Below are 13,935 nucleotides of genomic sequence, written 5' to 3' on the forward strand. Positions count from 1 at the left end.
GATGAATGTATCTTAATGTTGACTCAGCATTGGCAATAAACGTCCATGGCGCGTGATTACTATGAAGTCCTTGGTGTTGCTCGCAGCGCCGACCAAGAAGAAATAAAGCGAGCCTATCGTCGCCTCGCGCGCAAATATCATCCTGACGTCAATAAAGAAGACGGTGCGGAAGAACTCTTCAAAGAGGTCAACCGGGCCTATGAGGTGCTATCAGAGCCTGACGTCAGAGCCCGATATGATCGGTTTGGTGAAGCTGGGGTCGGCGGAGCCGCTGCTGGTGGTGGCTTTCAAGATATGGGAGATATGGGCGGTTTTGCCGATATCTTCGAGAGCTTTTTTGGCGGCTTTGGCGGACCCGCAGCGGGAACTGGGCGTCGTCGTGGGCCAAAACGCGGAGACGATTTACGCTTAGACCTGAAACTCAGCTTCAAGGAAGCAGTGTTTGGGGGTGAAAAGGAAATCAAAATTGGTCACTTAGAGACCTGCAACACCTGCAACGGATCAGGCGCGAAGCCAGGCACGCGTCCAGTCACCTGCAGTACCTGTAGCGGTAACGGCCAAGTGCGGCGCACGACCCGCACGCCGTTTGGGAGCTTTGCGCAAGTGTCGGCGTGCCCGACCTGTAGTGGTACGGGTGAAATGGTCGAAGAACGCTGTGAGACTTGTGGCGGTAGCGGCCAGCGACAGGAAAGTAAGAAGCTGAAAATCACCATTCCCGCTGGGGTCGATAATGGGACTCGCTTGCGGGTTTCGGGCGAAGGGGATGCAGGCCAAAAAGGCGGCACGGCAGGTGACCTATACGTCTATCTCTTTGTCGAAGAGGACAGCCATTTTCGCCGTGACGGCATCAATATCCTCTCTGATTTGAAAATTACTTATTTGCAAGCCATCTTGGGAGCCAAGATCGAGGTGGACACGGTGGATGGCAAGGTTGACTTAGAGGTGCCAGCGGGGACTCAGCCGAATACGGTGTTGACGCTGGACAATCGTGGCGTGCCGAAGTTGGGCAATCCTGTCAGTCGGGGGGCGCATTTGATTACCGTGCAAGTCCAAATTCCGACGCGCCTGAAGCCAGAAGAGCGCGAGCTGATTGAAAAATTGGCGGAAATGCGGGGCGATCGCGTGAGCAAGGGCGGGGGCATTGAAGGCTTCTTAGGGGGCTTGTTTCGCGGATGAGTGACCGTCCTACCAAGCCTGTCGCGAGACCAGACCGTCAGCTCGATCTTCGAGGCACCCCTTGCCCGATCAACTTTGTCCGGACAAAGCTACAGCTTCAGCAAATGCCCGATGGCGACTTGCTAGAGGTGTGGATTGACGGCGGTGAGCCCGTTGTGCAAGTGCCCCATAGCCTCAAGATGGATGGCTATGTCATTGAGCAGCTGATCGAAAAAGACCGTTACTATGCCTTACAGGTACGCAATACGCGGTCGTAACTTTATGGCATCATCGGCGGCTGACTCCCCGAAACTGACCAGTCCCGCACTGCTGGGTACGGTGGTTGCGGTGCAAGCCAATTATTACCTCGTCCAACTACAGACGACCACTGAACAAGCACCGTACCCAGTGGGTGAACTGCTGTGTACGCGGCGGGCGCGACTCAAAAAGGTGGGTCAGCAAGTGATGGTGGGCGATCGCGTGGCGGTTGAGGAACCTGACTGGGCGGGACAGCGGGGGGCGATCGCCGCCGTGCATCCTCGGTCTACCCAACTGGATCGCCCCCCGGTAGCCAATGCGAATCAGATCCTGCTGGTGTTTGCGATCGCTGAGCCAGGCCTAGACTGCCATCAACTCACCCGATTTTTGGTCAAAGCTGAGCTCACCGGACTAACCATCTGCCTCTGCTTGAACAAATGCGATTTAGTCACCGCCACCGCCCAAACTGAATGGCAGCAACGACTCATCCAATGGGGCTATCAGCCACAGTTCATCAGCGTACAGGCAAACCTGGGTTTAGAGGCCCTGAAACCTCGGCTTCAAGACCGCATTACTGTGGTTTCTGGCCCTTCGGGCGTGGGTAAATCGAGTTTGATCAACACCTTGATTCCCGCTGCTCAGCTACGGGTGAATGCGGTGTCTGGCAAGTTGGGCCGCGGTCGCCACACCACCCGCCACGTCGAATTGTTTGACCTGCCACAGGGGGGCTTATTGGCCGATACGCCGGGATTCAACCAGCCGGATATCGGTTGCGCCCCCACAACGCTCGCCACCTGCTTTCCCGAAATTCGAGCGCAGTTAGCCGAACACCGATGTCAGTTTGCGGATTGTCTACATCGCGGCGAACCGGGCTGCGCCGTTGCTCAAGATTGGGAGCGGTACACCGATTATCGACAGCTCCTAGAGGAATGCGAGACACAGGCCCAGGCCGCCCATGATTCGGCTACACCGGACGCGGCATTTAAGCTTAAGATTGCGGATGATGGGCAGGTACAGCAGGAACCACGGCTACAGGCGAAAAAGTATCGGCGCGTGTCTCGCCGGAGCCGCAAGCAGTCACTTGAGGACTTGCGGTATGAGCTGGATGGCAATCTCGATCAGCTTGACGCCTGGGAAGATATGGATGCCTTTTCTGAGTATGAATGATGCTGTAGTGCTGCCGATACTGGCTCTTGGCTATCCCTGAAAAGTATTCAAGCTGGCTGCTGGAATCGCTTGAGACCTGGAAGTCACAGCTCTGATTGACGATGATCGCGTTCACCTTTGCAACCCCGATAACATGATGAAATCTCGACTCAGTCAATGTTTACTTGTGGGCTTTTTATTGCTCACGGCCTGCAACAGCACGCCACCGCCCTCTGAGGTTTTTATCTCCGATTCTGGGCAGTTTGAGATTGCTGCTCCGGCTCCTTTTGAGGAGACTCAACAATCCGTTGAGACTCCGGTGGGGCCAGTCGAAATTTATACCTTTACGGCGGAGACCGAAAATACGGCTTACGTGGTCGCCTACTCTGACTATCCCGCTGAGATTATCGAACAGACCGATCCGCAAGCTTTGCTGGATAGCAGTCGTGATGGCGCGGTCAACAATTTGGGCGGCACATTGGTCAGTGAAGAGGTGATCGACCTGGCAGGCAATCCGGGGCGATCGCTCGTCATTAGTGCCAATGCGAATCAAGAACAGACGGCGACGATCAATTCCCGCATTTATCTGGTGGAGAATCGGCTTTATCAAGTGCTCGTTGTGTCACCCGAGGGAGCCGAAACCCTTGAAGAGTCTTCGTCTTTCCTGGATTCTTTTGATTTGCAGTAATGCTAGTTTGAGCGGTTACGTTCGGCCCGAAGACCGCATTTGAGGTAGCTGTGGGGTTTGAGCGATCGCCCTGTTCTGCCAGTGCTGATCGAATTTGCTTGATTTCGACGGCGACTTTTTGCCTGTACTTATAAGGCATGAAGATTGCTCGCGGTGAGGCGCAGCGGGTGATTTGAGGATTGTGGATCGCCCTGTGAAGCAGGGGGACGGCGGGCTCGGCCAGAGCGCAGCAGAGTGCCCAGCGGCAAAGCAACTTCCAGGTGGGGATGGTAGTGACGCGATTGAGTTTGATGAGCAGGTCTCTATTGGCTTGGAAGCATTTGAGGCGATCGCCGGGCAGGGGCAGGGCCTGCGAGGCAGTAAATCGGTTGATCAGTGAACAAATTTTAGCGATTAGAATTGGGCTAGCGGATCGTCGAACAAGGTTACTGGCATGTCTGGTCTTCCCATGGTTTTGAGTCTGGATCAGGTGGAATTGACTGATGAGCAGTTCTACCGATTGTGTGAAGCTAATCCAGATACGCCATTGGAAAGATCGGCTTCAGGAGCGCTGATTATCATGTCGCCAGTTGGGGGAGAGGGAGGAGAGCGGGAAGCAGACCTCATTAGTTTGTTGTGGACATGGAATCGGCAAGCAAAGATAGGTAAAGTATTCAGCTCCTCAGCTTTGTTCAAACTACCGGGCGGGGGCGATCGCTCGCCAGATGCAGCTTGGATAGAAAGCTCTCGGTGGGAGGCATTATCGCCAGAAGAGAAGGCCGGATTTCCCCCGATCTGTCCTGATTTTGTCATTGAGCTGCGGTCTAAGACGGATGCGTTGCCGCCGCTACAGGAAAAAATGGCGGAGTATTTAGCCAGTGGTCTGCGTTTGGGCTGGTTGATTAATCCCCAGGGACAAGAAGTTGAGATTTACCGACCGACAGCCGTTGTTGAAAAAGTTGCCTTCCCGGCTCGGTTGTCTGGGGAAGCGATTTTACCGGAGTTTGAGCTGATTTGGTCTTTGCCGAATTAGGTCTATCCTCCAGCGGCTTTCTCTTCTAAATAATCTATTAGATTGCTTGTGAATCTTCTGAAGTGGTTGGGAGGATACCGATAAGGTGTGAGATCAGGAATGAAAATAAATGATCGGCTTCAACGCTGAGATGTATCAACAACTTTATCGTTTCTTCCTTTTTCTCCTGCCCTTGTTTCTATAGTGTCCTTTAACCGTAACAGTTCTTTTATGAGGTGAAACATAAGTTTTTTTGCCACCTCGGAAAAAACTCTTGAATTTTCTTTTTAGTCTTCTAAGCTCTTTTTGGGTTGCGCTATAGACGAAAAGAGCGCCCAATATCGCTAAAATAATGAAAAGTAATTCCATGGTATTTATAAATTATTCAATCGTATAAACACACACTCACGCAGAGCAGACTACTCTGAATCCAATAAAGTCAGACTTTTCTTCAGGCTCTCTACGTCTGAAATGAGAGGAATTACACCCGACAGATAAATCTCTCCATGAACCTCCTCGAATAACGCCTATAAGTCTTTGCCGATCTTCTGCGGGTAGAGTAATATCAGCTTCATGGATTTTCAGCCAATCTACACTTTGCTCGAGACACCATTCATAAACATTACCATGCATATCATATAGACCAAAGAGGTTAGGATAGGGGAAATGTCCGACTGGTGTCGTAGACTTTGATTTAGAGCCTAATTTTCCATCAAGAAAATTTGCATATTCAGGACTTATAGTGTCCCCAAAGTTGAATTTAGTTGTAGCACCTGCTTGGCAGGCATATTCCCATTCAGACTCTGTAGGCAAGCGATAATTTCGTTTGAACTCAGTTGATAATCTTTTGCAAAATTCGATTGCATCATATAGAGAAATATTCTCTACAGGCAAATCTTTTCCCTTGAATTTAGATGGAGACTTTGGTAGGACTCGATCAAATTTGGGGAGGCAAGAAACTGCTTTCCATTGAGCTTGAGTAATTGGATATTTGCCGACAAGAATCTTAGACTCTGGCGAATGAAAATCTCGGCCTGGCATGGATCTCTCAGGGATGTAAGTTTTTGACTTTTCTTGAGCAGGAATGACAACCATCTCTAACTCAATTCCGCCACCAAGCTCTTCAGTAAAAAGTTGTGCCTGCTGTAATCTACAGAGAGATTCTATTTTTGAGCCAAAGGGTAGCAACCTATTTCGTATTTCCTTGAATTCAGTGTATTAGAATTTAAATCTTTTAAGCTGAGCACTCGAAGGAAATTCGCTCTTTCCTATTTGAAGTTGCTTTGTTTGAGGTGAAGGAAGATTTTGGAATTTAGAAGCCGGAAAATTAGCCTTTTCTTTTATTCCTGTGATGCCCCAGACTAATTGTTGCAATGGGTCCGGTACTGGTCTTCGAAAATCTACCCAATGGCGATTTCTCAAGAAAATGGGTAATTCAAGTCTCTCTGGAGCATTATTTAATATTACAGGGATTACCGGGCATTGACGTATTCTACATTCCTCTAGAAAGGCAGAAACTTCTTCACTTTGCCAGGAGCCAAGACCTTTTTGACCGATAAAGACTGCGGCAGCAGCAATGTTCGTGATTTGCGTTTGCAGTTCATCTTGCCAAAGAACACCTGGTCTTAGATTCCATATATCAAGCCAAGGTTTTATTCCGTTTTTCTGAAGTTTTAGAGCCATTTGCTCGACAACAGCTTTATCTTCACTGTTATGGCACAGGAAAACGTCAAATTGCTGCGTTTTCGACATCTATCAATTGCTCCTGTTAACCTTGCTCAATGACAAATCAGAAAGGCATTGCATGCCTATATCTATTTTGAGAGTAATTCCGGAGTCAGCAACCCTTTCGAATCCAATCTCTTCAAATTGACCTTCGATGAGGCCAGGTCAATCTCAGAACCCACGACGCCTCCATCCTCATCAGAATCCACCACCGCATCTAGACGCAATCTCCTCCGACTCATTACTGGTGTGTCATTCAACCGGATCGATAGCGTATCCGTATCTGGAAGATATTAAATCTTTAAGCTTCTCAGCTCTTCAGTAAACGACAGAGGAAATTGCAATCAAACTAAGCAGGATGAAGATATGCTTCATCCTTCAGCGTAATCACTACGACGCCACGATCGCTTCAGAAGGTAATTGCGCAGTTTGCAGGCGGCCACCACTTTGTTATGCACAACTATGGAGACGGAGATAGTCATCTTTCAAGCACTCCCGCAAGGATTCAGAAGTTGGGCAACAGTCATTGAAAACTCAGGAAACCGGGGTGAAGTGAGTGTGTCGCTGCCCGTGAGTTCCTGTGCCTCGTATAGGCCATCCACCAGCGTCAACACCGTCACCCGATCTCGGCTGGGGTCAAGAATCCAATACTCCCCAATCCCCCGCGCCGCATACTCCGATCGCTGGTAGCGATAATCGCGATCCTCATTCACCTTTCCCGGCGACACCACCTCCACCACCAACAGCGGCGCAGGCATCTCCTCCGCGATCGTGCTGCGGCCTGCATTCTCTAACGCCTCCGCTAATGGCTCACCCAGCACCATCAGGTCAGGCAGTCGCACCCGCCCCGTGACGACTAACTGCGTATCCATCCGCCGCAACCACCGCAATGATACTTGTTGCAAAAGCTGACTAAGCAAAAAGAGCGAGATCAAATTGTTTTGTGGGCTTTCCGGTGGCAGCTCAACGATTTCTCCATCCACAAATTCACAGCGACTTTCCGGGCCATCTTCCAGACTCAGATAATCGGCAAGCGTCAGTTTGGTGGAGATCATGCTCCGGCATCTCCCAAGCGATCGGTGCCCTTATTCTACCGTGACACTTTTGGCGAGGTTCCGAGGCTGGTCGACGTCGAGACCGCGACGGACGGCGATGTGATACGCCAGCAACTGTAGCGGAATCACCATGAGAATAGGTGACAGTAGCTCATCCACGGGGGGAACCGGCAACAGCGAGTCAAAGGTAAATTCCACTTCCATCGTTCAACGGCACTACGCCAATGAGCTGGGCATCCCGCGCCTTCGCTTCCTGGGCATTCGAGAGCACCTTGTCGTACACCGACCGACCCTGGCAGGTTGATTTACATCAGCCTGCCTCTAAGCTGTCTAACAAACTTTTGATTCGGTGCTTTAACCCCGGTAAATCTTGCTCAATAACCTCCCAAACCCGAGTAAGCTTTACCTTCATGTAATCGTGGATTAACACATCTCTAAAGCCAGCCATTTGTCGCCAGGCAAGCTCTGAATTCTCCTGCTTAACCTCATCTGACAAGCGCTTAGTCGCCTCGCCAATGATTTCAAAGTTTCGAATTACCGCATCTTGAATGATTGGTGTGCTCATAAAAGCCGCTCGCCCACTCTCGGTATAGCTCTCGATTTTAAGAGCGGCTTCATAAATGTTGCTCAAATACAGCTTGTCTTCAGGAATCATAGGGCAGTTGCATCCTTCAGAACCTGATCCCGTATGAGTTCGTGCAGGGTATCCGTTTCTACGATATCGACTGATCGCCCCAGCAAATCGGCTAAATCTTGCATCAGGCCAATATGATCTAGTAGGCTCCGTCCCGGTTCCAGGTCTACCAGCAAGTCAATATCACTGTCCTCATTTGCCTCCCCCCGTGCCACCGAGCCAAACACCCGAATATTGCTAGCCCCATACTGCTCAGCAATTTCCAGAATCTTGGCCTTCTGGCTTTGCAAGGTTTCCAACAGCGTCGTCATCGGTGGGTACCGGATAAACGGCAACAGCATTGGGAAGCCCATGATCGCCTCACATCAGCCAACCTGCTTTTCAGGCAGCTTCAGTCGATAGGCGATCGCTCCTGCTTCTTAATCGCTATTCTACCGTCACCGACTTGGCAAGGTTGCGCGGCTGATCCACATCCAGACCGCGCCGCGCCGCGATGTGATACGCCAGCAACTGCAAGGGAATCACCGTGAGAATGGGGGAAAGCAGCTCATCCACTGGCGGCACGGGCAGCAGGGAATCAAAGGTGAACTCGGCCTCTTCATCGTTCAGCGGTACCACGCCGATGAGCTGGGCATCGCGGGCCTTGGCTTCCTGGGCATTGGACAGCACCTTGTCGTAGACGGCACCGGGCATCGCGATCGCCACCACCGGCACCTTGGCATCCAGCAGCGCGATCGGGCCGTGCTTCATTTCCCCAGCGGGATAGCCTTCCGCGTGGATGTAGCTGATCTCCTTCAGCTTCAGCGCCCCTTCCAGCGCAATGGGGAAGTTGATGCCGCGCCCCAAGAAAATGAAATCCTGGGTTTCGCTAAATTCGTGGGCCAGCTCTTCGATATAGCGTTCCTGGCTCTCCAGCACCGCTTCAATGTGTCCCGGCATCTGCCGCAAGTCTTCGATGATCTGCTCAATGCGTTCAGGCGCTAGGGTTTGGCGGCGATAGGCCAGATCCAGCGCGAGAAAGTAAAAGGCCATGACCTGGGCGATGAAGGTTTTGGTGGCGGCGACGCCAATCTCGATGCCCGCGTGGGTGTCAATGATGTGGGGCACCAACCGCGATAGGGAGCTTTCGGGCCGATTGGTGATGCCTAACATGCGCGGCGCGAGGGCCGGATCTGCCGCCGCCTGACGGCGCTTTTGCTCCATCTCCAGGGCGGCGAGGGTGTCGGCGGTTTCGCCGGACTGGGTAACGCCGATCGTCAAGGTATTGCGGGTCAGGGGCGAGGGCGAATAGCGAAACTCTGAGGCATATTGCACCATGGTGGGAATACCCGCGAGCTGCTCGATCAAATACTTGCCCACCAGGCTAGCGTGCCAACTGGTGCCGCAGGCCACGATTTGCACATGCTCTAGGTCGTTGAACAGGTCGTCGGCTAAGCCCAAGGTCACCGGATTCATCGCGCGATCGCTCGACCAAGTTGTGTCCAAATAGGTTTCGACACAGGTGCGCACCACACCGGGCTGCTCGTAGATTTCCTTGAGCATGAAGTGTTTGAAGCCCTGCTTTTCCACCATGATGGGGTTCCAGTTCAGGGAGAAGGGACGCTTTTTGAGGCGATCGCCCGCGAAGGTATAGACTTCGACACCCATCGGCGTCAGTAATGCGAGTTCCCCATTTTCCAACGGCAACACCGCGCGAGTATGGGGGACGATCGCGGGGGTATCCGACGCGCAGAAAAATTCTCCCTGCCCAAAGCCGATAATCAGCGGGGCCTGCTGCCGTGCCACGATCAAGTCGTCGGGATAGTCGGCGTTGATGACCGCCAAGGCGAAGGCTCCGTCCAGTTGATTGACACTGAGGCGCACCGCTTCAAAAAACGGATTTTCTTCAATCGATTCCGCCGCCGAAAGCTGCTTCATGTTTTCCGCAATCAGGTGGGGAATTACCTCGGTATCCGTATCGGAGCGAAACTCATGTCCCTTCGCTTTCAACATTTCCCGCAGTTCGCGATAGTTCTCGACAATGCCGTTTTGCACCACGGCGATGCGACGATTGGTGTCGGTGTGGGGGTGGGCGTTGTGTTCTTCGGGCTTGCCGTGGGTGGCCCAGCGGGTGTGGCCAATGCCCAGCCGCGCCGGATTCTCCAGCCCCGCCAGTTTATCGGCCAAATTCTGGAGCTTGCCCTTGGCCCGCACACAGGCCAACTCACCTTCGAGCACGGTGGCCAAACCAGCGGAGTCGTAGCCGCGATACTCCAATTTTTGGAGCCCTTCCATCAAGATGTCGCTAGCGGGGCGGGTGCCGATATAACCAACGATGCCACACATAGAAGTGCTCCTTACATGAAAATGACGCCAATGCAGGGAGGATGGCGCAGTGACTCCAGCCACGACTGCGATCGCCTCCTTGCCCAACTGTACGAACTGGAGTGAATTCCGTATGGGTGTGAATGATACAACTTATCTGCCGAGGTCGGGGGCAAATCGGCCCGAAAGCAGCTCAACTAAACGAACGGTGACGAATTTTACCCACGATGCAAAATTCGCCGTGGGCAGCGGGCATGTTGAGACCGGGACCGGGGTTAGCCATGGCCCCAAACGCTAGCTGAACTGCACCGTAGCAAGGAGTCACTATGACCCGCGATCGCATCCGACTGGCTCAATTTGGTGTGGGGCGCTGGGGCAACCATCTGCTCAGAAACTTTTTGGCCTTGGCGGCGGTCGATGTGGTCGCTGTCGTGGAACCGCGCCGTGACCAGCATGAGGCGATTCGCGAGAAATTTCAGCTCGCCCCAGCGTTTAACTTAACTACGGATGCCGAGGCAGTATTGGCAGACCCAGCGGTGGATGCGGTGGCGATCGCCACCCCCGCCGCCACTCACTACAACTTGATTAAAACCGCCCTCAAACATGGCAAACACGTCCTCGCGGAAAAACCCCTGACCCTAGACGTGGCGGAATGCGCGGAGCTGTGTCAACTGGCCGCCGACAACCATGTGCAGTTAGTCATCGACCACACCTATCTCTTTCATCCGGTGGTGCGACAAGGGGCCGCCGTCCTGAGTGAGCAACCGCTGGGAACGCTCCGCTACGGCTATGCCACCCGCACCAATCTCGGCCCCGTGCGCCCCGATGTCGATGCCCTATGGGATTTATCAATCCATGACATCGCCATCTTCAACCACTGGCTGGGTGAAACGCCGATCGCTGTCACCGCTCAGGGGCAAACCTGGCTCCAGAGCGATCTCCCCGCCGAGCCACTCTTCCCGGCTGGACTGGCGGATGTCGCCTGGTTACGCCTGTTCTATCCCAGCGGTTTTGAGGCGACCATTCACGTGAGTTGGGCCAATCCGGACAAGCAGCGCCGCTTGGGGCTGGTGGGCGATCGCGGGGCGCTGATTTTTGACGAAATGCAGGCCGATGCGCCCCTGGTAATCCAATGCGGCGAATTCACCCCAGACGGCATCTACTTTATTCCCACCAATCTGTCGCAAGAGGCGATCGCGATTCCCCCAGGTGAACCGCTGAAACAGGTCTGTGAGCATTTCGTCGATTGTGTAGTTCAGCAGCAGCCCTCGCCGATTTCCTCCGGTCAAGTGGGGACTGGCTTGGTCAAAGTGCTGGTCGCCCTGTCGCGATCGCTGAACCAGGCGGGGCAGCGGGTGGCTGTGGAGTAGGTGAGTGGCTGGGTGTGAGGGTGGCTGGGTGTGAGGGTGTGAGGGTGGCTGGGTGGATGGGTATGCGGGTAGCTCACTGAAGACATCAGTGCCTTCGCACTCAAACCCTAAAACCTAGAAATCAGTACCTCATCCCCTCATCCCCCTGCTCCCTGTGCCATCTTGTTAGCAGTATGGAGAACGCAGCCATGATGATGCGATGGTGGCAAAACTGGTTGACGGGGCTGGAAACCCGGTGGGTGGCTCCGGCTTACGCTGGCGGAGTGTTGCTGGGGTTGTCGATCGCGCTCTTGGGGGCTGCGGTCAACAGTATGGCCGGGTGGCTGTATGCCATGGGGGGCGTGATGATCGCGATCGCGCTGATTAATATTTGGGCTGCCCCACGCAGTTTGCAGGGCTTGCAGGTGCATCGCCAACCAATTCGGCCCATTAGCGTGGGGGAAGCTTTAACTGCTGAGATGGCGATCGAGAACCCCACTGCCCAAGCCAAGGTATTGCTGCAAGTGCGCGACCAAATACCGGCCGCCCTGGGAGAGCTGCCGGAAACGGCGATCGCCACCCTGGCCCCGCATCAGTCCCACCGCTGGACGTATACGGTACAGCCGACCCGACGCGGCGTTTATCAATGGCAGACGGTCACTTTGCGCACGGCGGCTCCGTTTGGACTGTTTTGGTGTCAGCGATCGCGTTCGACAGTAGCTCACGCCACCGTTTATCCGCAAATCTTGCCCCTCACCCACTGTCCCCTAATTGATCAAATGGGCATTGCCGAAGGCTCCCGGTGGCAGGCGTTTCGGCAGGCTCAGCAAGCGACCCAGGGATTAACACGGGCCATGCGGCCCTATCGCTGGGGCGACTCCACGCGACTGATTCACTGGCGCACCAGTGCCCGCTATGGGGATCTGCGCGTGCGGGAATTGGAAGAGCAAACCGCCGATAATCAGGTCATGATTGGGCTCGATACCCGCGATCGCTGGCATCCCGAAGCGTTCGAGGCCGCCATAGTGGCCGCTGCCAGTTTATATATCTATAGTCTGCGGCAGCAACTCACCGTCGCCCTGTGGCTGCCCCATATCGGCCTGCTGCAAAATCGACACACTGTACTCGCCGCGCTAGCCGAGGTCACGCCTGGACAGCCCCAAACCCAGCGTCTTCCTGCCCAACCCCTCATCTGGCTCGGTTCGGCTGCCTCGCCTCCGTTGCCGCCAGGGAGTGTCTGGGTGCAGTGGCCCGCAACGACTTCGGCTCTGCTGGTTCCGACTGCCGCCGCTCCCACGTTGACCATTAATCCAGAAATCCCGCTGGCTGAGCAACTCGCCGCTGATTTGCAAGGGTCACTAGCCACGTCCCGGTAAGGGGTACCCCCAGCGCGGCGGTTCAGTGCGCCTAGAACCCCGGCTTCTGCACTTGCGAGTCCACGGGTTGCGTTGTTACAACCAGCGAAACTGGGTTTCTGTCCCGGCGTTCTAGGTGATCCGTTGGGGGGTGTGACATAAACGGCAACTTGGATTACCGTTTGGGCAACCAGATGCCATCGAAGCCGTTCTGGGAATGTGTCCAACGATTCGTCGCCCATCGCACCATGCAAAAAGTGAAGTCAATTAGCGCCGGATTGCTGCTCTTGCTGGGGTTTTGGTGTCTCGGTAGAGCGGTGGAAACGAGACTCAACCGCAATCCGAATATTCTCGACCAGCGAGAAACAATTACCGCTGGGCTGCTGCTGGGGCTCCCCGCCGTCACGGGTGGCAGTTGGCTCCTGTGGGATGTTCGCCGTCAGCGCCGTCAGCAGGCCGAGCATCGACTCCGGCAGATTTTTTTCGATTTAGTGCAGACGCACAGGGGGCAAGTGAGCCCACTCCAGTTCGCGATCGCCGCGCAATTAAACGGCGATGCGGCCAATGCCTACCTCCGCGATCGCAGCGTGGAATTTAACGCCACGTTTGAAGTCGATGCAGCAGGCAACATCACCTACTGCTTCCATCTGGGAACCGCCCAGCCGCCCCCGATCGCCCCCTCCGTGGCTGACGACGGCCCCTCATTCGGCCCGCCCCATCGGCCCAACAACCCGGCACAATAAAGTGAATACCCAAACTTGGTGACGTGATTTACTGGAGGGCTCAATGACTGCTGCCAACGAAGCCGCTAACTATTCTCATCCGCTGCTCAAGGCTGCTGCGATCGCAGCCCTGCCCGAACAAGTCTTTGTGCATCCCCTCAATGCCAACGCCGTGCGCCATACGCGATCGCTCGCCGGGGCAACGGGCTGCTTGCACCTGGGCATCTACCTAGTGCGGGTACAACCTGGACAACACTCAACGGAATACCATCGCCATCGCGGTGAGGAAGAATTTCTCTACATCCTTTCCGGGCGGGGCATTGCCACCATTGATGACCAACCCTTTGAAGTCGGCGCTGGCGATTTTATGGGCTTTCGCCCCGACAGCCCGGCCCACGACATGCACAACCCCTTTGACGCAGATTTAGTGTATCTGCTGGGCGGCTACGACCTCGACTACGACGTGGTGGAGTATCCCCACCAGGGCACCCGCCTGTATCGCCTGGGCGATCGCCGCACCTACGAACCCATGTAAGGGCAACTGGTGAGCACC

Annotated in this window: 17 protein-coding genes and 2 pseudogenes; 10 read left to right on the top strand and 9 right to left on the bottom strand. The window is 54.3% G+C overall.

The window, feature by feature from the left end; genetic code table 11:
• Window positions 1-45 precede the first annotated feature (45 nt).
• The 4 genes from dnaJ (at window position 46) to JUK32_RS12070 (ending at window position 3,247) form a co-directional block, all read left to right on the top strand.
• A complete protein-coding gene (dnaJ, locus tag JUK32_RS12055; RefSeq protein ID WP_204139106.1) occupies window positions 46-1,176 on the top strand; it encodes a molecular chaperone DnaJ in 1,131 nt (376 codons plus the stop codon).
• Window positions 1,173-1,433, top strand: coding sequence for a sulfurtransferase TusA family protein (locus tag JUK32_RS12060; RefSeq protein WP_204139107.1), 261 nt, complete (start codon window positions 1,173-1,175; stop codon window positions 1,431-1,433). The genes dnaJ and JUK32_RS12060 overlap by 4 nt, the downstream gene beginning before the upstream one ends.
• Window positions 1,434-1,437: 4 nt before the next feature.
• The gene (gene rsgA, locus JUK32_RS12065) at window positions 1,438-2,580 is read left to right on the top strand and encodes a small ribosomal subunit biogenesis GTPase RsgA (RefSeq protein ID WP_204139108.1); all 1,143 of its coding nucleotides are present in this window, start codon (window positions 1,438-1,440) and stop codon (window positions 2,578-2,580) included.
• 136 nt (window positions 2,581-2,716) lie between these two features.
• Complete coding sequence (locus JUK32_RS12070) at window positions 2,717-3,247, top strand: hypothetical protein (RefSeq protein ID WP_204139109.1); 531 nt, start codon at window positions 2,717-2,719, stop codon at window positions 3,245-3,247.
• Here the strand turns inward: JUK32_RS12070 and JUK32_RS12075 are convergent.
• Window positions 3,129-3,515, bottom strand: coding sequence for a hypothetical protein (locus JUK32_RS12075; RefSeq protein ID WP_309224535.1), 387 nt, complete (start codon window positions 3,513-3,515; stop codon window positions 3,129-3,131). The genes JUK32_RS12070 and JUK32_RS12075 overlap by 119 nt on opposite strands.
• On the opposite strand from JUK32_RS12075, the gene JUK32_RS28455 reads away from it, so the two are divergent.
• Together JUK32_RS28455 and JUK32_RS12080 are read left to right on the top strand one after the other, a co-directional pair.
• Entirely contained in the window at window positions 3,441-3,626 is a 186-nt protein-coding gene (locus JUK32_RS28455; RefSeq protein ID WP_309224534.1) for a hypothetical protein, read from the top strand. The two genes, JUK32_RS12075 and JUK32_RS28455, sit on opposite strands and share 75 nt — an antisense overlap.
• A 54-nt stretch (window positions 3,627-3,680) precedes the next feature.
• Window positions 3,681-4,259, top strand: coding sequence for a Uma2 family endonuclease (locus JUK32_RS12080; protein ID WP_204139110.1), 579 nt, complete (start codon window positions 3,681-3,683; stop codon window positions 4,257-4,259).
• 384 nt (window positions 4,260-4,643) lie between these two features.
• Here JUK32_RS12080 and JUK32_RS12085 read toward each other — a convergent pair whose 3' ends face one another.
• The 8 genes and pseudogenes from JUK32_RS12085 to glmS form a co-directional block, all read right to left on the bottom strand.
• Window positions 4,644-5,426 (bottom strand): formylglycine-generating enzyme family protein, encoded by a 783-nt coding sequence (locus tag JUK32_RS12085; RefSeq protein WP_204139111.1) that lies wholly within the window; start codon window positions 5,424-5,426, stop codon window positions 4,644-4,646.
• A gap of 30 nt (window positions 5,427-5,456) precedes the next feature.
• Window positions 5,457-5,990, bottom strand: coding sequence for a toll/interleukin-1 receptor domain-containing protein (locus JUK32_RS12090; RefSeq protein WP_204139112.1), 534 nt, complete (start codon window positions 5,988-5,990; stop codon window positions 5,457-5,459).
• 62 nt (window positions 5,991-6,052) lie between these two features.
• Window positions 6,053-6,238: pseudogene (locus JUK32_RS28710) on the bottom strand (hypothetical protein); the annotation flags it as partial.
• Window positions 6,239-6,448: 210 nt separating this feature from the next.
• Window positions 6,449-7,018: a Uma2 family endonuclease gene (locus JUK32_RS12095; RefSeq protein ID WP_204139113.1), complete on the bottom strand. Its 570-nt coding sequence runs from the start codon at window positions 7,016-7,018 to the stop codon at window positions 6,449-6,451.
• A 30-nt stretch (window positions 7,019-7,048) separates the two neighbouring features.
• A pseudogene (locus tag JUK32_RS12100) lies at window positions 7,049-7,304 on the bottom strand (glutamine--fructose-6-phosphate aminotransferase); the annotation flags it as partial.
• Between the two features lie 24 nt (window positions 7,305-7,328).
• Window positions 7,329-7,670: a DUF86 domain-containing protein gene (locus JUK32_RS12105; protein ID WP_204139135.1), complete on the bottom strand. Its 342-nt coding sequence runs from the start codon at window positions 7,668-7,670 to the stop codon at window positions 7,329-7,331.
• Window positions 7,670-7,963 (bottom strand): nucleotidyltransferase family protein, encoded by a 294-nt coding sequence (locus tag JUK32_RS12110; RefSeq protein WP_204139114.1) that lies wholly within the window; start codon window positions 7,961-7,963, stop codon window positions 7,670-7,672. Before JUK32_RS12110 ends, JUK32_RS12105 begins: the two co-directional genes overlap by 1 nt.
• A 115-nt stretch (window positions 7,964-8,078) precedes the next feature.
• Window positions 8,079-9,977 (bottom strand): glutamine--fructose-6-phosphate transaminase (isomerizing), encoded by a 1,899-nt coding sequence (glmS, locus tag JUK32_RS12115; RefSeq protein ID WP_204139115.1) that lies wholly within the window; start codon window positions 9,975-9,977, stop codon window positions 8,079-8,081.
• A 305-nt stretch (window positions 9,978-10,282) separates the two neighbouring features.
• Here glmS and JUK32_RS12120 point away from each other — a divergent pair, with 305 nt between their 5' ends.
• The 4 genes from JUK32_RS12120 to JUK32_RS12135 all read left to right on the top strand — a co-directional run bounded on the left by JUK32_RS12120 (window position 10,283) and on the right by JUK32_RS12135 (window position 13,917).
• Entirely contained in the window at window positions 10,283-11,326 is a 1,044-nt protein-coding gene (locus JUK32_RS12120) for a Gfo/Idh/MocA family protein (protein WP_204139116.1), read from the top strand.
• A 188-nt stretch (window positions 11,327-11,514) separates the two neighbouring features.
• Window positions 11,515-12,681, top strand: coding sequence for a DUF58 domain-containing protein (locus JUK32_RS12125; RefSeq protein ID WP_204139117.1), 1,167 nt, complete (start codon window positions 11,515-11,517; stop codon window positions 12,679-12,681).
• A 173-nt stretch (window positions 12,682-12,854) separates the two neighbouring features.
• Window positions 12,855-13,403, top strand: a complete 549-nt coding sequence (locus JUK32_RS12130) for a hypothetical protein (protein WP_204139118.1) — start codon at window positions 12,855-12,857, stop codon at window positions 13,401-13,403.
• 43 nt (window positions 13,404-13,446) lie between these two features.
• Entirely contained in the window at window positions 13,447-13,917 is a 471-nt protein-coding gene (locus JUK32_RS12135) for a cupin domain-containing protein (protein WP_204139119.1), read from the top strand.
• The last annotated feature ends 18 nt before the right edge of the window (window positions 13,918-13,935 follow it).

Origin of the sequence: Halomicronema sp. CCY15110, from assembly GCF_016888165.1 — a bacterium.
In the GTDB taxonomy this organism is placed as follows: Bacteria; Cyanobacteriota; Cyanobacteriia; order Phormidesmidales; family Phormidesmidaceae; genus Halomicronema.